The sequence below is a fragment of the Aliikangiella coralliicola genome, from assembly GCF_007004725.1.
GTDB classification, from domain to species: Bacteria; Pseudomonadota; Gammaproteobacteria; order Enterobacterales; family Kangiellaceae; genus Aliikangiella; species Aliikangiella coralliicola.
The window spans coordinates 23,905-47,715 of record NZ_ML660160.1; the positions used below are offsets into that span (position 1 = coordinate 23,905).

The window sequence follows — 23,811 nt, forward strand, 5'->3', positions numbered from 1 at the left end:
TATTTATAAAACCGTCAGAAATATCCTTGCCATTTGAGTATTGGTGATGATTTGGTTGGTTCAGATGTAATCTACGCTTTGAACTGGTTTTTTCGAATCAAAACTTCCTATTGGCAGGGAGCTTTAAACTTTTAGATGATACGGTATATTCCAACTTTCTCGTATCATTTCTAGACTAAAGTTAAATACAGGACAGCGACGAGACTGTCAAAAAGAAATTTCAACCCCTAGCTGAATAGAGCGCCCCCTATTGGCAACCCCTTCGGAATAAACCGAGGAAAGCGTACGATATTGTTCATTAAACAGGTTGTTTGATGAAAAGGTAATTGTCGTTTTGGGAGTCAAAGAATAACGTAAGTTAGCGTTGGTAACGAAGTAGCTATCTTGTCCTTCTATACTATTATTTTTTCCTCGATAAAAACTATTTAGGTTAAAGTTGATATCAGGCCATTTGTAATTCAATATGAATGCGCCGGTATTTTTTGAAATATTAATGTTGGAGTCGTCAGAAAACCAATTCCAAATGAGTTTCAGTTGAAACTCATCCATCAGTTGCATTTGATACTCTGTTTCAATACCCGTTGTGTGAGTGCTTGACGAGTTTGAAAAACTTGGCGCGAGCAGAGGGTTATCTGGAGCTACTATCGGAGCACCTAAAACTATCAGGTTTTCAAAATGATTGTGAAATGCGGTGACTTCTAAGTTCCATTGGTTGTTACTGACAACCCAGCCAACCTCAGTCGTATTCACTTTCTCTGCCTTCAGGTTGACATTGCCAAAATCAACTGGGTTATTCTTATCGTATAGTTCGAGAAAGTTTGGTGCGCGAAAAGCGGTGCCGTATAAAAACTTAAGGCTGTTTTGATCTGTTGGGCTCCAAACAATTGCGACGCGAGGATTTGTTGATTGCCCAAAGTCGCTGTAATCGTCGTATCGAACTCCGGCGGTTAATTGCCAATTGGGGTTAAACTGATATCGCTCTTGAATATAAAAACTAAAAATATCTCTTTTGTTACGGTCGTTAAAATTAAGTTGGTCTCGACTGGCAACAAAACCACCAAAATAATCGAGTGTTATTGGATTATGAGTGGTTACATTGGCAACATCTGATATTTTAGCGGTTTCTGAAGATAGCCCAATGGATAACAAATTATTTTGTGCAAATTGATAACTGCTATCCCAGTTAATTTTAGTATTTTGTGATTTTAGATAGGGGCCACCGACAAAATTTTCTTCGAGAAATACGCCTGGTGCTAATTCAGTATTATCGAGAAGTAAGAGTGCCCTTGTATTCCATTTGTCGTTGGAGTGTGACACTTTGACTGTATGTTTAAATTCATCAGATATTATTTGACTGTATTCTAAAGAGATCGAACTTTGTGCGGTTTCTTCCTGATTTGAGTCATTACCCAACGCGCCGAAAGTCATAAATTGACTTAGATTTCGCTGCATGTGACGAGCATTAATTGACCATTGGTTGAGACGATACTTTAGATAAAGGTCATGGCCATCTATTGGATCTGTGGTAGTTGTCTCGGTACCAAGAAAGTCAGCTAGTTGATATTTTTCGCCGGATTGGTCAAATGACTCGATAAATAAATCTAATGTGTTTGTGCTCGAATTCTGTCGATCATCGACAGTAGAGGCAAAAGAATGGCTAAAAAGTAGGCTGGCACTTTGTTCACCAAAGGAACCCTGCCGAAATTTAAGCTGATTTTTCTGAGTTGTGGTTACAATGTTAATGGCGCCAAGAAAAGCGCTGCTGCCATATAGTGCTGATCCCGGACCTCTGATGATTTCTATTTTTTCGACGTGGCCCAACGTAAGCAATCTGTTTAGTATCGAAACGCCACCGGAGTATAGGTCGTTGAGTTTTTGACCGTCTAGTAACACCAAAACCGATTCTGAGAGGGCTGTACTTCGACCTCTTGCGGTAATCCTGTTCGCCGTTCCCTGCTCAATATCACGGCTACTCTGATACCCAGGAACGAAATTTAAAATAGCCTGCAAGTTAGTCAGACCCATGCGAGTGAGTTGTTCGTCGGTAATCAATGTAACGCTAGAAGGAGCTGAATAAATAGTTTCATTTTGACGAGATGCAATTTTTAAGGTGAGGAGTTCCTTAAGACTGAGTTTTACCAAAGTCGCTTTTTCTTCAGCTGCTAAGCAGGTGAAGTTAATTAAAACGAGTAGCGTGACGGATATTGTGGTGAATATGCTTTTTATAAGTTTTATCCGCATCGTTTATTAGGTTTAGAGGTGACAGTAACTATCTGATTGTAGTATAGTTTTTTGAGCTTTGCCTGAAAAAAGTGAGTTTGGCTACCTAATGTTGATTGGGCGATCTTATTAAGTATTCGTTTATTATGCGAAAAAGCACTTACGCTTAATTATTACCTTTATATAATATTTTTTACAAGTAAAAAATATTATATAAAGGATGCACTCGGTAACTCGGCTAGTGTATGTTTAGCCGACAGGGGGTATGTTATTAAGGATGGTTTGTTTTAATGATTTCCTTTTAATCGATATACTAGAGAACTTGGCTAGAGGTTATGGTAAAGGTTTCAATCGTCATTAAACTGGTTGCCAAGGATTTATAAACAACTTTTGGTTATTTGTTCACAGTATTGCATTTGCATTAATATCTCTAATGGAGATTTTTGTGCCAAAAATATACCTGTTCTACGATTAAGTTAGCGATGTGGTAAATTGGGCCATATAAGTTTTCCAAGTACGTAATATTTAGATTTTTGGCCCTTATATCTGAAGATAAAAACAAAATAAACAAATAAGGAAAAGCTAGACCAGCTGTTAACCAAACTCTTTTCGGAGAGGCTGAGAATTTCGAGTATTTGTTCCTGTTTGGTTGATAGAGAACAACATAGGATTGTTATTAAGATGAATGTGTTATTAGTTGAAGATAGTCCAACACTGAGATTTCAATTGACTCGGTTTATTGAAGAGGCGGGGCATAGCGTTATTGCGGCTGAGTCTGGCGAAATTGCTATCCAGTTAGTTGAAGAGCAAGGTGCCGATCTTGTCATTTGTGATGTTGATATGCCTGGGCTTAATGGTTACGAAACGGTTCCGATTATTCGTGAATCTTTGGGGGAATACTGGATCCCTATTATTTTTATTACTGGCCGAGAGCAAACCGAAGATTTTGTATTGGGCTTTAAGGCTGGTGCTGATGATTATCTGGTTAAACCTGTACAGAAAGATATTCTTCACATGAAAATTCAAGTGATGGAAAGGTTTATTTTAATGCAGCGACAACTGAAAGCTTTGAAAGAAGATGCTAAACGACCCAATCAATATGATCCGCTTACCCATGTTTACAGTCAAAGTTATTTTCAAGAGTTGTCCACTTTACATTGGTCGATTTTATCTCGCCAACAGTTACCGGCCAGTTTTTTAATTGTCGATGTTGATTATTATCAATCTTATGTTGAATATTACGGCGAGCAAGCCGGCGAACTGTGTTTAAAACAGGTTGCTAACGCCATTCATTCATCGGTACAACGCCCTGGTGATTTAGTGGGGCGTTTTCAGGATGACCATTTTATTGTTATGTTGCCTGATACCGGTGATGAAGGCTCGGAGCATGTCGCTGAGCGAATTCGACAAACGGTTGAATCGTTGACTATTGAGCATAAACCCTCAAAAGCTTTTGGCGTTGTGAGTGTATCTATTGGTGGCAGCACCAGTTACAGGGTTAGAAGTAGTTCGCTTGAACTTATCGTAGAACTCGCTTATGAGTCACTCCAATGGGTCAAGCGAAAAGGCGGCAATAAAGTTGAAATTCTGAAAGCTGAGAATATTGAAAATATCAGCATCGAAAAGTCTTGAGTAGTACTCCCTCCCTTCGCAAAGAAGGGTTGGGAGGATTTAGTTTTTTCTAAAAAAATTAAAACCGAAGGAAGAGACGATTTTAATTTCTAAACTTTTGCCAGTCGGTTTTAATTTCCGCCCCAAGTTGAGTTAAGAGGTTCATCAACCCCAGGTGGGCTCGATCGAAGCAAAGTTGTTCACTATACATTCCATTCAAATATTTTATTGCGACATTATTTTCACTATTTGGCCTACCTGGGCAGGGACTTTTATTTTTAAAGTCAAAGGTTTCTTGTTGGTAAGCTTCTCCAAACCATAGCGCAAAGGGCACCAGTAATGGGCGTATCTCCTGCTCGAACTGTTCTAATGTAACATTGTCACCGATAAATTTTAGCTTTCTATATATTTCAAAAAGTGCATCGCTTTTTTGGTCGTGATAAAAGGTATCGACGACGGCAGGAATCATCGCAGAAAAGCTCTCGATAAATTCTTCATCGAGTGAGCGCACACAGCCAAAATCGATAACTCCTAGATTACCATTTGATTGGAATAGAAAATTACCTGGATGAGGATCTGCGTTAATTCTTTTTAGTTGGAAAACTGAGTACCAAAAGAAATCGAATAGCAATTGCCCAAAATGGTTTCTTTGTTGTTGGTCGGGATTAGTTGCAAGCCAATCATCCAGATGAAGTCCGTCGAGCATTTCAAAAGTTATTACGCGTTTGGCAGAGTATTCGTGTAACACGTCGGGAATGACAATATTGGCGAGATTCGTATTTTGTTTAAACCAGCTTAAGTTATCGGCTTCTATTTCATAGTCAATTTCATCTTTCAGGCGGTCTTGCATCTCTTTCAGAATGAGGTTTCGTACCTGTTTTTGCGGCATTAAATTGCTGACTTTTGAAAGCGTTTTGAACAGATGCTCAACCAGTTTTAAGTCGCTCTCAATGGTTGCTCCGATCCCAGGGTATTGTATTTTTACAGCAACCAGTTGATTATTGGTGGTCACCGCACGGTGTACCTGTCCTATACTCGCTGCAGCAAACGCTTGTGGATTAAAACCTTTAAACAACTCTGCCGGAGGGCTTCCTAATTCTTGGACAACCTGCTTTCTCACTAAAGCGCGATTAATCGGCGGCACCTGGTAACACGCGTTTTTAAGTTGTTCTCTTATTGAGGCCGGCAAAATATCGGCTTCCATGCTTAAGAGTTGAGAGACCTTTAAAGCTGTTCCCCGAAGTTGACTTAACGCTGAAAAAATGAGTTTGCCAAGCTTCTCCTCGTGCTCAGCTTGAGAGAGTTCTCTCTCGTTTTCACTGAGCCAGTAAGAACGAGTTTTGTGGCCAACGTGTTTTAATCCAACCTTCGCCGCCGTTATGCTGGTAATCGCACTGCGTTTCAGTTTTGAAGTGGGTAAAGAATAAGATTCTGGCATAAGATGATCCATTTTAATCTATTTGTGTCAGTTAATCTCTATTTGATAACTGGTTTCTCAGGGGGACTGAACTCAGTCATGACTGCACATTTGTATCTAGGTTGCTGTGCTGTTTTCCGGTGATTCACTTTTACTTAAGAGCATAGCAATAGCGGGTGGCAACATTAACCAGAAACCAGATGCTGGCATGATGGTGACGCCGATTATTGTCATGAGTAGCAGATTGATGCCAGTTAATTTCGTTTTCTCCTTACTATCTGATCGTTCAATAGCTTGAACAAGTAATGCGACAACAAACAGCAATTGGCCGAATAGAAAGAACCAGACTGCCAATGCTGAGCGAGGAGAACTTACACTGTTAAATAGCCCGTTTTCAAAAAGCAAGATGTATTCTTCACCAAATACAACAATTGCATATATTGTGTGGAGTATGGCTACTCCAATAATCCAGGTGCTTTTCCAGTGTTTCATATTGTCTTCTCCTACAGAGGTTTTGCGTCACTCAAACCAAATGTCCTGGTTTTGAATGAGTGGCTTTTTTAATACTGATTTTTTAAAACAGTGAGCAAATTTTTTATCTAGTCGATATTTAAATAAATTCTTATCTAGAAAATGATTTTGATGTGACTAATTTATTGAGAAAACCACTTCCCATAAAACGGAATAAATGTGCTTTGATAAAAAAACTGGCCAGATCGGTTACTTTACCAATGATGCCGCTTTTTAGAATTTCCACACCAAGAGACAATGACATATCGACTAGCTGTGTTGTATTGGCGAATTCATCAGAGTCGTCTTTTATCCAGTAAAGCAGTACTGCAAGCATAAACTCGTTGGCTAGTTTTGCAGTCACACCGGTAAAGGCTGACTTGGCTATTTCTCCAGAGTTCTCGGCTTCGATTAACAGGTCATGAATTACGCCTGAGAACTCTTCGCGAATGGGAGTAACGTCTTTAAATAGAATGCTCGGTGATTGCATAATCATCTTCAGACTATCATTGACGAACTCTCTATCGGGTAGCAGGTTACCGAGATAAATGTCGATAAGCAGCTGAAGTTTTTCTTGCAAGTCGTAGTCGTCGAGATCTTCTTCTTTAAGAAATTCCTGAATTGTATCTTCAGCCTTAAGTCCGAAATAGCCGAATATCAATTTATCTTTGCTGGAGAAATACTTATAAATGGTTGCGTCGCCAATACCCACCTTTCTGGCGATTTGTTTCATGGTCGTTGATTCAAAACCTTTTTCGCCAAAAAGTTCAACAGCAGTCAAGATGATTGAACGGCGAACTTCATCCTGTTTTTGCCTGGATATTTTAGCCATAGTGAACTCTCTATACAATAAAATGTGGTTTTGTTTGTTTATATGATAGATCGTATTTATTGGGTTGCCAAGCAGTAATTAACCGTATTTTTCTTCAGGCACTTTTCGAGAGCAAGGAGTTGCCGAAAAAAAAGTTTTGGGCTAGTTAAAAAGTACTTGGTAATCAAATAGTTACGGGCTAAAAGATTTAGCCCGAGAGATTTGTAACGAAGGAGGTAGGCGAAAAGGCTGTTATTTGTCGCGCTTTACAGTGTCTGGAGTTGCTTTCCGATATTATTTTCGCGACTGAAGTTAGACGTTTTCAACAGGACTTTTCCGTTTTTGACCACTATCAATGTTGGCAAATCTTTAACGGTAAATTGGTGAAACAGGCGGTTACTGTGGTCTACCGAGAGAGGGTATTGCACCTCGTACTTTTTTTGATAGGCTAATTTATCTTTGCTTCCAGTCCAAAGCCGGGACAAGATTCCATGCCAACTGATTTCAGGCACCTGTTTTGCTAACTGGTTAATCATCGTCTGGGCAACAACACAGTTTTGGGAAATATTTGGACGAGAGTCTTTTAAATACCAATCACACCATGTCGCGGTAAAGAAAAGTGCATGTACTTTTCCATCATTAAGATCAATCGAAATATCTCTTGCGGTTTCTGAAATTGTTCCTGCTTCTAGCAAATTAATCGGTTTTTGCTTTGAAACTAACGCGAGTTTGTTATCGAGCACTTCATCGGCCGCATTACTAACGTAAAGGAGATTAATTTGTTTATCAAATAGCAAATGATAAGGCGTTCCGAGCAGTCGAAAAGCCTGCGCTAAATCACCATTTGTATCTAACGCCATTGGCATTGTCAGTGAAAACTCTTTTTGGGTTGAGCGGATAGCATTAATGTCATCGTTGATGCCAAGATTGATGCCGATGACTTCGACATTGTCACCATATTTTTGTTGAATGTGTTCAAAATGCGGCATTTCCTGTCGGCAAGGTTGGCACCAGGTCGCCCAAAACTTTAGGTAGACTGGTTTTTTTCCTTGATATTGTGCCAAAGAAACAGTTTCACCACTGGTGAGTTTTATTGGCATTTTCAAAAGTTGTTCCGGTAGATTACTTCCGTGTACTGGTAAATAGAAAGTTAAAAGTAACAATGCTTTCAAGGTGATGAGCTTTTTAACAAAGCGACTTGATTTGCGGTTATCTTTATTTGAGATTTTCATCCTAAGTCCTTTCTTGCATGAACAGCTGCCTGATAACAAGCAGGCTGAGGCTTTAGTTTATCGATGAGCGAAGTCTTGCGACAGCCATTGTATAGCGTGTTTATGATAGGTAAAGATTTTTTATTAATTTAATGAACGAATTATATATTATCTTGTTTGAACAGGGTTAAAGAGTGACTAAAAATTGATCTTTACTCGCATAGAGATTAGTCTTTGGAACTTAATAACACTTCGGTTATTGTTAATAAAGAGGATAAGGATATGGCCTATGTAACACCGAGCGGTGGTCTTAACTTACGTAAGGCGGTTAAACCGGGAAGCGTAATCAAGGTTCTAAGAAAAGGAGCAGAAGTTGATATTTTAGAGGAACAAACCTGGTTAAAAGTCAGAACTAAGCGCGGTGATGTGGGTTATGTCAGTGCCGACTTTATCGATCAAGATCCCATTGAAGCAGAAGTTTCTAGTAGCGATAGCCAACCCGAACAACCGGAAGAGAAATGCGATATTCAGCGTTATCAAAACACTCGTTTCATTGGAAAAACACTCTACGCTGATACTGACTTTTGGCCGTGTCTTGACCGGCTGAATCAATACGCTACTGCATGTGAAGTTTCAATTTATGTAACCTCTTCCGCACGGGAGCCGGGCAAAACTGTGAGCGGCAATATCGTTAAACCTGCGTCACGATCAAACCACCTGATAGGGCACGCCATTGATATGAACCTTCAGTCGGCTTCTGGCTTTTTTAATTCCAGAAAGCTGAAAAAGTCTCAGTTTAATCGACTACCAAAGGAAATAAAACAATTTATTAATCTGGTTAGAGATGATCAGGAGATGCGGTGGGGCGGAGACTTTCGTAACGAAGATCCTGTTCACATTGATGATAGTTTCAACGTGCGATATCCCGACTTATGGGATAAAAAACTGTTGTCCAGAAAATAGACGACTTATATGTCATCGGCGGTTAAGGTACAGGAAACTTGACGCGCATGTCCGTTAGTAACAAAATCAATTTCGTTTCGTCATTTAAACAGAAGCAATTTTTGAGGAAAAGAAAATGATGAAATTATTAGGTGTTGTTGTATTGAGTTGTTTGATGGTGAGCTTTAATAGTTTCGCTGATCCAGCAGAAAACGGACAAGTTCACAAAACTGACAGTGGTGAATTGCGCGCCTGGGATAACAATCAACAAAAGTGGCTAAGCCTGGATGCATTCTGGGAATCATACGCGTCAAGTCAGGGCGGTTTAACCTGGGGAAAACGCGTTGATTATCCGCCATACGAAAAAGTAAAAGAACATGATACGATGATTATTCAATTGGATCAGGGGCCATGTTTAATGGAATTTTTTCATTCTCGCTGGCGCAGGGCTAACGATGTTAGACGCTGGGATGACGCATTTAATGAGTATGCGGGTTGCCCATATGTTTTTGATTAGTTTGAAAAAATGTGGTCCCGAAACTGTTACGAAGAAAATTTTTAGTAAGAGGCGTTTTTAGTAAGACACTTTATGGTGATTGCTAATTTTAATAGTTTGGTATTTATAAGAGTCAATTAATTAGTGCAAATTAGAAAAACTACAAAGGATGATATCGAAGGGGTTTACCAGCTTTATCGGGAAGTCGCGAAACAGCCGGGTGGAATTGCCCGATTAACTAATGAAGTGACGCTAGTTTATGTGAGAGACTTTTTATCAAAGTCACTATTAAATGGCGTCAGTTATGTTTGCGTTGATGATTCGGAAAAAATTATTGGTGAAATACATGCCTACAGCCCAGGTATATTTTGCTTTTCCCATATACTATCTGATTTGAGTGTTGTTATTGATAGTGATGCCCAGGGCCAGGGTGCAGGCCGATTATTATTTGAAACATTTATGCTGAGAGTGATTAATGATTTTCCCTCAATATTACGAGTTGAATTGATAGCGCGAGAATCAAATAAAAAAGCCATCAGTTTTTACCAATCACTTGGATTTTCTATTGAGGGAAAACTGAGTGGTCGGATTAAAACTATTGATGGTGATTTAGAGGCTGATATTCCTATGGCCTGGATTCGCCAATAAAGCATTCTCCGCAATTTGCTAACGGGTACGTTTGGTTTCTGGTTTGATGTATTTGGATTTAATGTATTTGGGTTTGGTGTATTTGGGTTTGGTGTATTTGGGGTTGAACTATTTTGGTATGAATAAGGGAAACTGAAAAATGCAATATGATGTAAAAACGCCGGCGGAGTATTTAGACAACCTGGAAGATGATTGGCGGCGTGAAAAGCTTGGAGTGCTGAGAGCTTTGATTAAAAAGACTGCACCCGACTTAGTTGAAGGTATTCATTATAAAATGCTCAGTTACCAGGACGAAAGAGGGGTTATTTTTCATCTTAATGCGCAGAAAAATTATGTGAGTCTTTATGTTGGAGATGCCAGGAAAATTGATCCCGAAGGGCTGCTGCTTAAGGGGATTGATGTTGGAAAGGGTTGTATCCGCTTTAAAAAATCAACTCCGATTGATACAACCAACATTGCGCAGTTTTTAAAGAAATTAATTAGTTTATGGAAAAAGGGCGAAGACATAGGTTGTTAATAATCCCTTGGAGTTAGTGAAATAACTTTTCAGCTTAAACTAATTTTGACAAAAGCTGTCTTCAACTTTGATCAAAGAAACGTCGGCACCTCTGATGATTTGCAAACATTCATCAACTTTAATTTTAGTGTTTTTAGTGGCTAAATTGTAATCCGTATTGTCAGCTGTTCGCATACTCACAAGCAGTCCGCGACTGGAGCCTTCTTCAATTGAAACAAAAACACTGGAAACGATTGCGCCGGTGATGGCTCCGCTGATAAGGTCTTCAGAGTCTCCATCTGAGTTTTCAATAGCGCCTTCTATACCACCCATAACTGCAGCCTGACCTGCTTTTGAGTCGAAGGTGATGGGCTTGGTTTTAAGCACTTTGGCATAAATTACCTCAACCAGTTGCTCTGCATCGGCAAGGTTGACTCCCTTGTTAGCACATCCCGATAATGCCAAACCAAACATTAACCCGAAGAAAATATTCTTCATTGTTGCAATTCTCATTTCACCTGTAAAAAAAGTTGGCGAATATTCTAGTTGAACCAACATTAACTGAAGCTGAATTTAGAGAAATTTTTGATTAGGTGCGTTTAAATAGTCTATTTCAGATTGAATATTTCTGAGCGCAATATTTTCATATTTTTTGTTAAAAAAATCGCTTGAGAATATTGGTTGTTGTTCTAGCGTATTTTCTAAAAAGCGCCTTCTTCCTCGATTAAAAAGAAAATTAGGAATCTTGCTGTGTTCTTTTCGAACGGCATCAACGTACTGAAAGTATCGCTGACGGTCGGCGCCGAGTATTGCCATATCTGCATCGAGAAACCTCTGGGTTTCGCTGTCAACTGTCCGGCTATCATGGCTTTGAGTCGATAGTATCATCGACTCAACTCGCGTGATTTCAGTTTGGTTTGCTCCCGCTTTTTTCATAAAGTACCTTGCCCACTCAGCGCTCTTTTCTTCATTGTTCTGGTCTCCGGGCTGATAAATAAAATCGTGAAACCATACTGCCCATGTGGTTTCCGCGGAAATTTTGGTCTCGGAAGAAATATGGGCGAAACTATCCAGCTCCCTGAAAACATGAGCGATATGGGATAAGTTGTGATAATGGCGATGAGGTTCGGTATAAGCTGTGATGATTTCAGCAAAAATCTTTTCGGCGATTCCAGATGATAAGTTATAAGGCTCTATGAATTGTTTCCAGCGGATCTTTAGTTGTTCCCTGATCATACTCTTAACTCCTCAATGACAGAAGCGGAGTCAGTTTCATCAATAATTTGTTCAAGTAGCCTTTCAGCGCTTTCGACATCAGGCTTGTTTGAGGTATTTCTAATCCATAAGCGACCGAAATGGTCTGCATCAATCGCGTTGTTAATTGCTTTTTTCTTGGCCGTAAAACACCACTGTGAAATCCGTCGACTTTCGCTTTCCTCTCGAGTATAGCCTCTTGATAGCATCCGCAGCGTCTGTTGCTCGCGACTAACATTATTGAGAATTACTTGATTATTACAAACGGGCAGTAACCCCGCTTCAACCAGTAAAGCACCGTTGAGTAAAATGATTCCTTTTTTTCGGTAAAGCGACTTTCTTAATAGAATAGTGATGGGCTCAAGCAAAAGCGAGTTGAGATCTTTCAGCGCTTTACTATCGTTAAATACAACTTTTGCGAGAAGTTTGCGGTCTACTTTTCCGTTGACACAAATTTGATGACCGAATCGACTGATAAGCGATTGAGTGAGCTGAACATGCATTGGGCTAGTATCTTCTTGCAGCAAATTATGGCCCAATTTATCCAGATCAATATGATGAAGTGGTATCTTCTTTTTGTCGGCGACTTTTCGCAGCTGATCACAGAGCGTTGATTTGCCGGAGGCGATTTCACCTGTTACTCCAATGATGACCTGACCGGATATTTTGCGCTCCAAAGCTGATTTTACGACTAGCGGTACATATTGGGTTAAGGTGCCATGTTCGACCTGAATGGCCTTGACGGCGCTAGAACTTACGTGAGCGAGTGCCGGGTCGGCAAATAGTATGTGGGTGTCAATTCCAACCTGTTGGCTGAGCCCAACCAGGTGGTGTGTCTGTTCATAGTCAAAATCTGTTGGGTTGCGAACGCCCTTGACGATAATGCTCGCTCCTTGTTCACAAGCGAAATCGGCGACCATTCCCTGGAATGAAACGACGGTGACATTGTTAAGGTGAGCCAGTGCCTGCTTCGCAAGATTTAATCTTTCCTCCAGAGAAAACAGATATGTCTTCAGCGGGTTACGCCCAATTCCAACGACGATTTGTTGAAATGTATTACTGATTCTCTCAACAACATTGATATGCCCCTTGGTAATCGGATCTGCGGAAAATGCATAGACGGCTTTTGATGGGGTGAGGGAAATGTCTAGTTTATGCTGTTTTACGTTCATATTAGAACTCTCCTTTTATTAAATTGGTTGCTCAACCAATTTAAAGTTAGATTAACTCGACTTGACTGTTTGGTCAATAATTTGGTCATCCGACCAATTAAAGTGTATGATAGTGGTGAAGAGTTCATCGGGTATGATTGAAGAGATGATTTAAGATAGTTATAAAGGTATAGAGATATAGAGAATCATGGGACGACCATCAAACAAAGCAGAAAGAAGAGCAGAGATAGTACAAGCGTTAATGCAGGTTATGGCAGAAAAGGGCTATGGTGGAGCATCGATTCAGGCGATTGCTAAACAGGCAGGTTTAACGCCAGGGCTGATCCATTATCACTTTAAAACCAAGCAGGATATTTTATTGGAGTCGGTCACGCAGCTATCGATGATTATGCAAGGTCGCTTTGAGTTCTTGTCAGAGAAAAGCGAGTCTGCCGAAGAACGACTGAAAGCTTTTATTAATGCAAGGCTGGCCAAGGGTGACGGTTCCAGTGAAAAAGCTGTGGAGGCGTGGGTTATGATCAGCGCTGAAGCAGTTCGGCAGCCAGAAGTAAAAACAGTTTATCTTGAAGCGATGAAAACACAGAAAAAAATATTGAAGGAATTCTTGTTAGATTATTTTGAAAAAAAAATAACCGGCAAAAAGCTTGAGAGTAAAGTGGCTTTTGTAATGGCATTTATGGAGGGGGCGTTCACATTGTCAATTTCCGCCGGAGAAGTTATGCCCAAAAATTGGGCCGCCGTAGAGCTCATGTCAATTTTAACCAGAGAGCGCCAACTACTTTGATAAGAACATCAATCTTTAAGCAATCAGTTTTGATAACAAAAAATTAAAAAACGAAGTTGCCGAGTTTTACCAAACTGTTTTGCTCCTTAAATCATTAAATAATTTATTTATCAGCTTCATTTTATTGCTTTGCATCAATATCTCCCAGCTAAATTATTTATTTAAAATGTCTTTCGGATTTTAATCAATCGGTTACCGAAAAACATCGTTAATTATCGGGATTAAATCCAATTTTTAATTGTGGGGAAATATTTGTTATTTCACGCTAGAGATCTCTTTTCGAGAAGAAATCTCTTCGTTTTCAACTCTTAAAGAGATAATAACGACAAGTGCAATAGGACAATAGCAATACAACAACGAAAAATCTATTGCATCAATAAAACTCTAAGGAGGCTTCGCATGTTAAAAAAAATCAAATATGTTCTATGTGGTTTTTGTTTAGTCGCTGTGCAGTTAACATTCGCCGATACACTTTCGAAAAAGACACTTTCCCAAAATGATGATATTTGGGGATATTCCAGCGTTGGTCGAGAAGTGATCGATATCGTGACTGATACAGGAGAAGTTATCAAAGCTGTTGATGTTAATGGGCTGGCGTATTCTGGCGACATGATTTTAGGTAAGACCGATGAACTACGGCAATATGGACTACGTGTCGTTACTGGAAAGGAAGCTCCGACGGAAAGTGATCGATTTGGTACCAGGGCTGCAATTCGCTATCCATCATCGGGTTATAAATGGACTAACGGTGTTGTGCCTTACGTTTTTGCTTCCAGCCTTGGCAGCCGCGGTAGAAGTGCTATGCAGTACGCAATTAATCACTGGAATTCGAAAACAAATATCAACTTAGTGCCACGGAGTAATCAGCGGGATTACATCGTTATTCAAGGCGGTGGCGGATGTAGTTCCTGGGTAGGCCGTCAGGGAGGGCGTCAAGTTGTGACGCTCGCTGAAGGTTGTGGTAATGGTGCAGCAGTTCACGAAATAGGTCATGCAGTTGGTTTTTTCCACGAGCAGACCCGATCAGATCGTGATAACTATGTCACCATTTATTGGAACAACATTCAAAGTGGCATGGAATATAATTTTCAAAAAATGAGTAGTAGTGATGGGCGCACTCATGGCCAATACGATTATTACTCGATTATGCATTACCGAACGACTGCTTTCGGGATCAATAACGCAATCACTATCTGGCCGAAGCAAAGTGGTGTTGACACCAATTATATGGGGAACGGCTCGGTACTTTCAGGTGGTGACATTGCAGCAGCGGCTGCGATTTATGGCGGTAATGGTGGAGGCGGTGAAACCTATACCGGCAGTTTATCCGGTACTAATGACTCCGACGTACAGCCAAACGGAAACTGGTTTCAATATGGCGGAGGGACGCTCCGGGCTACATTGAGTGGTCCGAGTAACGCGGACTTTGATCTCAAATTGTATCGCTGGAATGGCTCTTGGGTAGAGGTTGCAAAATCAGAATCGCCCACATCTAACGAATCAATTAATTATAATGCTTCGTCGGGTTATTATTATTTTAAAGTTTATTCATATAGCGGTAGTGGTAGTTATACTTTTACGCTTAATCGATAATAAATAATCATTAATTGAAAGATCGGTAACAGGTTAGATTGTTAGCCTGTTACTGTTTTCTGATAAATATTGCCTAGTTACTTCAACCGCTTTCTGCTCGTTTTTAAGATAGTCAAGAATGGGTTTGGAAACGTCACACCTTAAGTTTTCCAGGGAAAAATTGATGGCGCGATGAAGTGTGTTTTGTGAACAGCCATGGTTTGCTTTTAATTCATAAAGAGACTTTCCTTGAAGACAATCAGGATAAATGACTCTGCTATCAAAATAGCTAACATTAAGTAACTGAAACTGAATATTTTTTTCTATCTTTGATTTAACAATTGCGACTAACTCAGCTGCTTTTTTTCCAGTGGTAGAAAGTTCGAAAATACACTTGTTTTGAGTAACAAGAACGATAAAATGCTCATTTGTTCCCGGTTCAGATTTAGCTGTGTACTCTCCTAAAACGAAACGCTCTTCATTGACAATATTGTTAAAGAAATTACTATTCATTCTTGTCTCGTATTAAACAATGTTTATAGGCTTTTGCAACCGCAATTACGATATTTTTGACCTAATCAGATGTCTTAGCGGTATATAGATAACAGGCATACTGTAAAAGACAGTGTGCCTGTTATCTATGGCTTTAGTTAGTCAAGTATTGTGGTTATGATATACCCTCCTGTTTCATCGTCTGGCTCTACTGTTCCGCCTAGGAATTTTTTGCCGCTCGACAACGCCCGATCCAACCTGTCGCGCAGCTCCTCGTTAACGACATCACCTGTTCTAATAGTCGCTTTACGAGCGCCTTGATCGAGTAAATCTTCTGTTAATTCTTTAAAATCACCGACCTCTGCTGCATACATTGTTTCAATATCAACATACGCCATACCGTTATCATCGATTTCAATATTTGTTGCTCCCAGGTTTGGATAATCTTTCTCACAATTGTGGACCCAGGTATTTAACTCGCCCACATAGTAAGTATCGAGATCTTCAACATCAATGTTCCACATAAATTGAGGTTGATTTTCCCACTGAATATCAACGACTTTTAAAACTGTATTATTAACACTGGAGAGTAAGTGGCCGACAATGAGTTTATCGGCAGTAACCCATCCCTTATTTTCGACATAAAATGGATGCTCTTCTGTTGTTGTAATCTGTTCTTGCATCCCAATTTTATTTTCGAGTGTTAAGTGGATTACTTGTTCATGTTCCTTAGAATAGATACCTAAAATTTTTCGCCATCCCGCAGTGCCATTGTCTGATTCATCACGAGAATAAACAAGATCACCAATTTTTAACTTGCTGAACGCTTTCCTCCCTTCAATCGAGAGCACTTCGGTGTCTTGAGTAAAGCTACAGTCGCCAACTTTTCTTCGGTTTTTATTTCGTTTTTTAAATTGTTTTCGCCCTTTTTTCAGAAGGCCAACCGCGTTACTGGCACTACCGAAGAGCAGTTTTTCTGTGGCTTTTTCTCCGGCTTTAGCAAGTCCTTCTTTCATCAGCCATTCACCACCGTCACCATATACTTTTTGTCGTATGTAAGCTGTGTGCGCGGTATCAACAAATGTAGCGACTGCGTCTGCGGCGTCATAAACTTTAAGAAGTAACCAGGGATTAAGACCTGTTGGATCAGTGGCATTGACCGGATTATTTCTCGTGTATTGATAGAGGTTGTAGCTACCCGGATTGTAGGGATTAAAGTCTCTAGCTGGATCGGGGACCAGAAAGCGAGCAAAATTTGGATCCTGATACCGTGCTTTCATGTAAGTCAGCCCGGTTGAATCGGCTTCATGCCCAGTGTATCCACCGGGACCTATATGGGATGGTGCTGAGAGCATTGACATTCCATAAGGACTATACTCATGGTGTTTAACCTCACTATCAGACCACGTAACAGCAGGACTCCCTAACCTATCAAGGTAATAAGTTTCATTTCCTTTGTCCGCGTCCGAGGTCAGAAGAATGCGGCTATTTTGGTAAAGAAAGTCTTTACGGTTTTGTTGGAGTTGTGTTTCGATACCGTTAGCCAATTGATATTTGAACTCACTTAATACAGTACCATCCAAGTCTCTAACAGAATAAATAACCTCATCTTCTTTGATGGTAGCGACTCGGTGGCCTATAGAATCATATAGGTAGCGTTGCTCATTGCCGCTTTTACTCATCGCGCGAATTGAATGAGTCCGCCCTAATCTATTAAAACTATACTCATACATCCCGTCACGGGTTACTTGTCCCTCATCGTTATACGTCCAACTGTCATTTTGATAAGGATTACCTGAAGAATATTGAGTGGTTAGTTTCGGAATCGTTAGTAGCCCGGTATTCAGCTCGCCGCGAGATGTCAGGTTGCCATAAGTATCATAGTTGTAGTTGATACTATGTTGTCCAACAGTCAAAGAAGTTAGCTCATTGGTTGTACTATAACCAAAGGAAAAGTCGGTTGGTTGAGTATAGAGCTTATCCTCTCTTGTGTAAGAATTAATGCTACCGTGGTTATTATAGGTGACATTAGCAATTGAATATTCTGGCGATGCACGCTTGAACTCTATGTCGTTAGAGAGTTGCTGTAAATTCAAACTGGAACTCAACATTCGTCCGATAGCGTCGTATGACCAAACAGCGTTTCCACCTTGAGTGTTTGTTTGATCGGAATAAGTGAGAGTGCTTATCAGACCGAGAGGATTAAAAGAAATATCTACGACATTCTTAGTTATCTTATTGCTCGTCCATTTGACGGATTTTTGAGCGCCATTAAAGGAGTATTGGTAGTCGACTTTATTGCTACTATTGGGGTAGGTAATGGTATTAATTTGTCCCAATGAATTGTAACCATAAGTCGTTGTAAAACTTCTGGTTGGAGAGGTACCATTGCCGTCAATATCAATTTCCAGTTTCACTTTGACAGGTTTATTCATTGGGTCAAACAATTCATTGTGTTGTTTGAGCCAGTCGCTGCCAGTTTCTGAAGTGTTAAAGACTTCCGCAAGAATTAAACGATTGGACGAATCGAATTCATATTTTTCACAGGTCTGTATGCTGTTATTTCTTTCGCAGTTTTTCTGGATTAATCGGCCTAACTGGTCATATTGGTAGTGGTACTTATAGCCGGAGCCTGAAACCTTTTTCAACAGGTTTCGTTCGTCATATTCGTAAGTAATATTACCTTCGATTTCTGGGTGTGTTTCGCGAATGGTTGAACCAAGCCAGTCATAAGTAATTGTGCGTGGTTGTCCACCACTTGGATTTATAGTCCGCTTTATCCCACCGGTCTCACTATCGCGCGTATAACTAAATGAAGTACTATCGTTTTCTGTTGCTGCAAAAACGACTCTACCAAGCAAATCAACAATCTTTGTTTTCACAACCCAGGCGCCGGTTGAGCCCTCTCTTTGTTTGTTTATCGTTTTCATATGGCCGTTACTTAAACGGACATAATCGTATTCCATTTGGCGCAGTATGGAAGAATCTGCGTTCAGAACATTGGTTGTTTTAATTCGTCCATAAACATCGTAGGTCATTGTTCTTCGAGCGCAAAATTTTAAAGCTCCAGGACAGTCGGATATAGAAACACTTTCAACTAGCCCCAGTGCAGAATATTGGGTTTTAGTTCGCATGTCGACTCCTTCATCTATAGATTGATGAACCAGGATGTCTCGTCCCCATTTGTCTTGGACAACAGTTTTGTCAGGTTGGTTTTCCCATTTCGATTCGATCACAAATCCGGTAGTGACCATCTGTGGGTTGTAGAGTGTGAGATAATCTTCTCGTGCAGGATTCGATGTAGTTGTAAGTCGATTATCTTCGTCGTATAGATAGCTCGTTGTGACCCCGTTACGAGAGTGGCTGGTAACATTGCTCATTAAGTCGAGCGTTTTAGTTTCGTTCGGTCCGAGTGGATAATCGATAGTTGATGCATGCCCGTTGACATAATCATTGTATGAAACTGCATAAGGAGAAGAGGCGGGAGCGATGCAGCTACTATCACCAGTTGCAATTGTTTGTATCATACCTTTGTTCTCACCAGCGGTAAAATAGGTGTATCCAGTATTGATGGATACCGCTGAAGATCGGAGTTGTTTATTGCATTTTAATAAAGGTTTGTCAGTGTAGTAAGTGAATGCAGATTTTCTTAAACTGACACCAACCGGGTATTGTTCTTCTGCTAATTGCATCAGCTCAAGAACATATTCGTCATCTTTTGTTTGTTCGTTCCATTCAAAATTCGTTGTTACTCGATTAATATATTGGAACTTGCGTAATATACCTTGCGATTCTTGCCCCCTTACAAACCGAGCTGTATTTTCGAGCTGATTGGCGAAATAACCGGCGTAAGGTTTATAGTTAAAAGTGGTATCAATCCAGACTCCATCCTCTGATGTACTGTAACGAGTGACTAGCCTGGAGCGCTTGAAATTTTCTTCACCCTCAGTTGTAACCTGTCCGTGTCCGAATAAGTGACCATACTCCCATTCTTCGGTTCTTGATTCACCGTCATAGGTCTCTGTTTTAACCAATGGTTTGCCGATAGTGAGATTATCATCACCCGGATCAGATAAGTCCGGACTTCTATATTGGGTTTCGCGCTGATAACCTTCTGGGCCAGTTACAGTCACATCAAACTGGTGATCATCTGAACCATTATCGTGCTGGTAATATTGAAATTCATAGAAACCGTCGCTATGCGAGACCTTTTGGATACGAGTCTGAGTTTTGGTTTGTAAATAGCCTGCCTGACAAACTGCTGGAGGTAAAAGAGCACAAGTCTCTCGCTCATAAGGCAGTCTTTCTTTTAAGGTTACTTGAGAATAATCGAAATCGACCTGCCCACCATTTTCGACGATTAATTTAGTGACAAAGGGGTATAAATCATTGCCTTGTAATTCAACATCGAAAATACGACTTCGTCCTGACGGTGTCGAAATTTTTCTTAAGTGAACATTGAGCTTTCCTTGGTTATTAGCGACTTGTTGGTAACTGAAATTCACTAGTGTTTTTGTTTCAGTTCCTTTTTTCATCGACAGACTACTAACGTAGTTTGAGTACGCGCCGGCATAGTCATAGTTAAATATGAGCTGGCGAGACCATGAGTCGTTCACCGTCGAGATCGCAGGTTTATTATTAGAGGACAAGGGGTAACGATAATTAATGTACAGTTTACGTCCGTTACTCTGTTCGATTATTGTTGGGTAGTATCTGGCGCGGTTAGTAACATTGTATCTGCCGGAAGGCTCAAAAGTGATCTTTGAACCGTTGGTAAATAACAGGTAGTACTTTCCTTCTCCAAAATCAGCATCATCTCTGGTGATTCTATTTAACCGGTCATCAATATAATGAAAAGCCCTGATTCTATTGTGTTGTACGCAACTGTGTGTTTGGCCTGGAGCACAAACTGGTCCCGGAAATTGATTGAGTAAAACATCATCAGTGAAATGACTGTCTGTGTAAAATGGACGCTCGTTACCGGTGGAGTCAATATAAAAAACTCTTTCACTAGTTAGTTTATGAATCGTATCGTTTTCAGATGTGAGATAGGCTGCTTCGATGCTTATGTAACCGTAGCCAAGATACCAACCTACGCCCAGCTGACCGTCAATGTCGATATCTGCACTTGCTGATCCATCTTCTACATAGTTTCTGTTTGGAGCAATATAGTGTGGCGCTACTTGCAAGAGGCCTTCACCTACGGAGGGCCCATCCAACTGTATTTTACCGGTAAACTCATTGATCGACGTGTATGGCGCGTTGGCTGTAATACCTAGGGAGTTTGAGCTGCTGGTAAAAGGAGATATTTCTCCAGTCTTATTACTCGACTGACTATCTTCATAACAGAAAGTCCTAATTTCCGACCAATCACTCGGCACCATACCCGAAGCTTCCGCGCGGACCTTCCAGTCATAGCAACCAGATGCCGTTAACTCAGAACCAGTATAAGTATTAGTCGTTGGCAGTGGTTCTGGATCATAAATCAGTGTTGAATTTTGCGTGACGTGTAGCCGATAATTTTCCGCGCCGCTAACTGGATTCCAGGAAAAAGTCGGCGTCGTATCAGTGATATTTCCACCCGGTGAGAGATTAAGCGGAACCGATAAAACTGCCGCACTTTCATCCACACAAATTGACTGCTGCGTCCATAGGCCATGTTCTGCATAATTGAGATAGCCTCTGACTTGCCACACATAACATTCACCATCGCTCAGTGCTTTTTGGGCGGGTAATGTGTAGTTGTTAGTGGTGATATTTTGAATTTTATGCAGCAGTTGATTACCGCTCAAAATTTCAAGATTATAATATTCAGCATTGGCCAACGCATCCCAGGAGAAATTCGGAGTTGTGTCATTGATTGTGCCCTGCGGAGTCAAGCCTGTCGGCGCACTGATAGGGTCAACTACACAGAATTGTTCTGGTGTTGACCACGAACTGGAAGGGGCGAGAGAGCTGTGTGCTCTGACTCTCCAGTGATAACACTCATCTCTGGGTAATGTACTGCTTGTTACGTGAGTTTGAGTCACTGTGTTCTGAAAAACGACCGATGATGTTGAATCGTTGGTTACTTCGATCTCGTAGGTTTCAGCGCCTGAGGAGTTTGACCAGGAAAATCTTGGCGTTGTATCTGCGGTGTTACCTGTTGGAGAAACCAGAATTGGTGTTGAAAGTTGTGTCGAGCTTGTCACACAGATTTGTTTTTCTGCCCAGAGGCCATGCTCACTAGCATTAAGGTGAGCACGTACACTCCATTCATAACACTGTCCTGCGGTCAAAGCTTGATTGGCCGCCAGTTGGTATTGGGAAGCGGCGAGATGTTGAATGTAAGCTATCTGGGTGCCATTTTGCCTGATTTGTAAATTGTAGTAAGTGGCATTGTCTACCGAGTTCCAGTTAAGTAATGGTGTGGTGTCGGTGATATTACCCTCTGGCGTTAACCCGTTTGGCTGGCCGATTGGCGGAATAATGCAGAATGATTTTGTCGCAGACCAGTTACTCGATGGCGCCTGAGAACTTTCTGCGCGCACACGCCAGTTATAACATTGGTCGACGGTGAGCGTCGCGCCAATGTGAAAAGTCGCGCTAGTGATCGGCATCGGGTTATAAACTAGTGTGTTGCCTTGCTTAACTTCTAATCGATAACTTTCCGCGCCGGAAGAGTTGCTCCATGAAAAACGCGGTGTGGTATCGGTTGTATCACCCGATGGATTGAGAGTGACCGGGGTTGGCAATGGGGTTGAGCTGGTAATGCAAATCTGTTTTTCTGCCCAAAGGCCATGTTCGCTCGCATTAAGATGAGCTCTAACGCGCCATTCATAACATTGGCCAGCAGTGAGCGCCTGGTTTGAGGATAACTGTAATTGGGTGTTGGTCAGATGCTGAAAGTATTCAACCTGAGTGCCATTTCTGGAGATTTGCAGATTGTAGTAGGTTGCGTTATCAACCGGATTCCAGTTAAACAGCGGTGTGGTGTCAGTAATGCTGCCTTGAGGTGTTAATCCGTTTGGTTGGCCGATTGGCGGAATAATGCAAAAGGATTTCTCGGTAGACCAGTTGCTCGAAGGTGCTTGAGAGCTTTCTGCTCTAACACGCCAGGAATAACACTGGTCGACATTCAGCGCTGCGCCAATGTGAAAAGTTGACGAAGTGACCGGGGCTGGGTTGTAAACCAAAGTACTACCTTGTTTAACTTCCAATCGATAACTTTCTGCACCGGAAGAAGCACTCCATGAAAAGCGAGGTGTTGTATCCGTTGTATTGCCCGATGGGTTGAGGGTTATCGGTGTTGGCAGTGGTGTTGCGCTGGTTATGCAAAATTGCTTTTCGGCCCAAAGTCCATGTTCGCTAGCGTTAAGGTGAGCCCTGACGCGCCATTCATAACATTGACCTGCAGTTAATGCCTGGCTTGCGGACAATTGATATTGAGAGGCGGAAAGATGTTGAATGTACTCAATCTGCGTACCATTTCTGGTGATCTGCAGATTGTAGTAGGTAGCGTTGTCCACTGGATCCCAATCAAATAAAGGGGTGGTATCGGTAGTGCTGCCTTCTGGCTCCATTCCCGTTGGCTGAGCAATGGGTGGAACAACGCAAAAAGACTGACTGTTCGACCAGGCGCCGGGAGAAGATTGACTACTTTCCGCCCGCACACGCCAGGTATAACATTGATCGACAGTGAGAGCAGCGCCAGTGTGAAAAGTAGACGACGTCACTGGTTCTGGATCGTAAACCAGCGTGCTGCCTTGTTTGACTTCCAGTCGATAATTTTCAGCGCCGGTGACATTGGACCATGAAAAACGAGGTGTCGTATCGGTAGTGTCTGAAGTTGGGTGGAGTGGAATCGGTGTGCCTAACGATGAAGCGCGTTGCTCTCCGCCTTCGCCTATTTTTCCGTTAATGTAAAAAAAATAAAGATCGCTGGTTTGGTGATTTTTTGCAAAAACATTAATACTCGCAAATAAAACCAAAACGGTGCATAAAGAAAAGAATAGAATGTTGGAGCGAGAAGATTTTGTTCTCATTTTCTTTACCTCAGGTCAAATGATTGGCAGCCATAAATCATGTCAATCGGTTGTCTGTCATAGATTCGCTCAACTTTTTTTGAGAGAACTTAATCATGACAATTCAGCACATCAGTCAATGCGCGCAGTTACCCTGTTAGTTTGCGTGATG

17 protein-coding genes are annotated in these 23,811 nt (G+C 41.1%); 7 read left to right on the top strand and 10 right to left on the bottom strand.

From position 1 onward, the window contains the following. Nucleotides 1–207: 207 nt before the first annotated feature. Nucleotides 208–2,241 (bottom strand): TonB-dependent receptor plug domain-containing protein, encoded by a 2,034-nt coding sequence (locus FLL46_RS00100; RefSeq protein ID WP_142891385.1) that lies wholly within the window; start codon nucleotides 2,239–2,241, stop codon nucleotides 208–210. 660 nt (nucleotides 2,242–2,901) lie between these two features. Here FLL46_RS00100 and FLL46_RS00105 point away from each other — a divergent pair. Then, nucleotides 2,902–3,852, top strand: a complete 951-nt coding sequence (locus tag FLL46_RS00105; protein ID WP_142891386.1) for a diguanylate cyclase domain-containing protein — start codon at nucleotides 2,902–2,904, stop codon at nucleotides 3,850–3,852. A gap of 82 nt (nucleotides 3,853–3,934) precedes the next feature. Here FLL46_RS00105 and FLL46_RS00110 read toward each other — a convergent pair whose 3' ends face one another. From FLL46_RS00110 to FLL46_RS00125, 4 genes are all read right to left on the bottom strand, one after another. Beyond that, on the bottom strand, nucleotides 3,935–5,269 hold the full coding sequence (locus FLL46_RS00110) for an ABC1 kinase family protein (RefSeq protein WP_168203970.1): 1,335 nt from the start codon (nucleotides 5,267–5,269) through the stop codon (nucleotides 3,935–3,937). A 96-nt stretch (nucleotides 5,270–5,365) separates the two neighbouring features. Continuing rightward, a complete protein-coding gene (locus tag FLL46_RS00115) occupies nucleotides 5,366–5,740 on the bottom strand; it encodes a DUF6463 family protein (protein ID WP_142891388.1) in 375 nt (124 codons plus the stop codon). 130 nt (nucleotides 5,741–5,870) lie between these two features. Then, on the bottom strand, nucleotides 5,871–6,590 hold the full coding sequence (locus tag FLL46_RS00120) for a TetR/AcrR family transcriptional regulator (protein ID WP_142891389.1): 720 nt from the start codon (nucleotides 6,588–6,590) through the stop codon (nucleotides 5,871–5,873). A 245-nt stretch (nucleotides 6,591–6,835) separates the two neighbouring features. After that, on the bottom strand, nucleotides 6,836–7,801 hold the full coding sequence (locus tag FLL46_RS00125) for a redoxin domain-containing protein (protein ID WP_142891390.1): 966 nt from the start codon (nucleotides 7,799–7,801) through the stop codon (nucleotides 6,836–6,838). A 213-nt stretch (nucleotides 7,802–8,014) separates the two neighbouring features. Here FLL46_RS00125 and FLL46_RS00130 point away from each other — a divergent pair, with 213 nt between their 5' ends. The 4 genes from FLL46_RS00130 (at nucleotide 8,015) to FLL46_RS00145 (ending at nucleotide 10,383) form a co-directional block, all read left to right on the top strand. Then, entirely contained in the window at nucleotides 8,015–8,743 is a 729-nt protein-coding gene (locus FLL46_RS00130) for an SH3 domain-containing protein (RefSeq protein ID WP_142891391.1), read from the top strand. Nucleotides 8,744–8,858: 115 nt separating this feature from the next. Next, nucleotides 8,859–9,239: a hypothetical protein gene (locus FLL46_RS27260; protein WP_210418552.1), complete on the top strand. Its 381-nt coding sequence runs from the start codon at nucleotides 8,859–8,861 to the stop codon at nucleotides 9,237–9,239. A 123-nt stretch (nucleotides 9,240–9,362) separates the two neighbouring features. Further along, complete coding sequence (locus tag FLL46_RS00140) at nucleotides 9,363–9,866, top strand: GNAT family N-acetyltransferase (RefSeq protein WP_142891392.1); 504 nt, start codon at nucleotides 9,363–9,365, stop codon at nucleotides 9,864–9,866. Nucleotides 9,867–10,005: 139 nt separating this feature from the next. Continuing rightward, on the top strand, nucleotides 10,006–10,383 hold the full coding sequence (locus FLL46_RS00145; protein WP_142891393.1) for an iron chaperone: 378 nt from the start codon (nucleotides 10,006–10,008) through the stop codon (nucleotides 10,381–10,383). Nucleotides 10,384–10,422: 39 nt separating this feature from the next. Here the strand turns inward: FLL46_RS00145 and FLL46_RS00150 are convergent, their stop codons facing one another. Genes FLL46_RS00150 through coaD form a run of 3 tightly spaced genes read right to left on the bottom strand, consistent with a single transcriptional unit; the run spans nucleotide 10,423 to nucleotide 12,788 of the window. Next, nucleotides 10,423–10,875, bottom strand: a complete 453-nt coding sequence (locus FLL46_RS00150) for a hypothetical protein (protein WP_168203971.1) — start codon at nucleotides 10,873–10,875, stop codon at nucleotides 10,423–10,425. Nucleotides 10,876–10,935: 60 nt separating this feature from the next. Further along, complete coding sequence (locus tag FLL46_RS00155; protein WP_142891395.1) at nucleotides 10,936–11,598, bottom strand: HD domain-containing protein; 663 nt, start codon at nucleotides 11,596–11,598, stop codon at nucleotides 10,936–10,938. After that, complete coding sequence (gene coaD, locus FLL46_RS00160) at nucleotides 11,595–12,788, bottom strand: pantetheine-phosphate adenylyltransferase (protein WP_142891396.1); 1,194 nt, start codon at nucleotides 12,786–12,788, stop codon at nucleotides 11,595–11,597. Before coaD ends, FLL46_RS00155 begins: the two co-directional genes overlap by 4 nt. Before the next feature lie 187 nt (nucleotides 12,789–12,975). Between coaD and FLL46_RS00165 the strand changes: the two genes are divergently transcribed. Next, nucleotides 12,976–13,572 carry a TetR/AcrR family transcriptional regulator gene (locus FLL46_RS00165; RefSeq protein WP_142891397.1) on the top strand — a complete coding sequence of 199 codons (597 nt, stop codon included), beginning with the start codon at nucleotides 12,976–12,978 and terminating at the stop codon, nucleotides 13,570–13,572. A 399-nt stretch (nucleotides 13,573–13,971) separates the two neighbouring features. Beyond that, nucleotides 13,972–15,165: a M12 family metallopeptidase gene (locus FLL46_RS00170; RefSeq protein ID WP_142891398.1), complete on the top strand. Its 1,194-nt coding sequence runs from the start codon at nucleotides 13,972–13,974 to the stop codon at nucleotides 15,163–15,165. 33 nt (nucleotides 15,166–15,198) lie between these two features. Here the strand turns inward: FLL46_RS00170 and FLL46_RS00175 are convergent, their stop codons facing one another. Next, nucleotides 15,199–15,657, bottom strand: a complete 459-nt coding sequence (locus tag FLL46_RS00175) for a hypothetical protein (protein WP_142891399.1) — start codon at nucleotides 15,655–15,657, stop codon at nucleotides 15,199–15,201. Nucleotides 15,658–15,794: 137 nt separating this feature from the next. After that, the gene (locus FLL46_RS00180) at nucleotides 15,795–23,660 is read right to left on the bottom strand and encodes a polymorphic toxin-type HINT domain-containing protein (protein WP_142891400.1); all 7,866 of its coding nucleotides are present in this window, start codon (nucleotides 23,658–23,660) and stop codon (nucleotides 15,795–15,797) included. Between the last annotated feature and the right edge of the window lie 151 nt (nucleotides 23,661–23,811).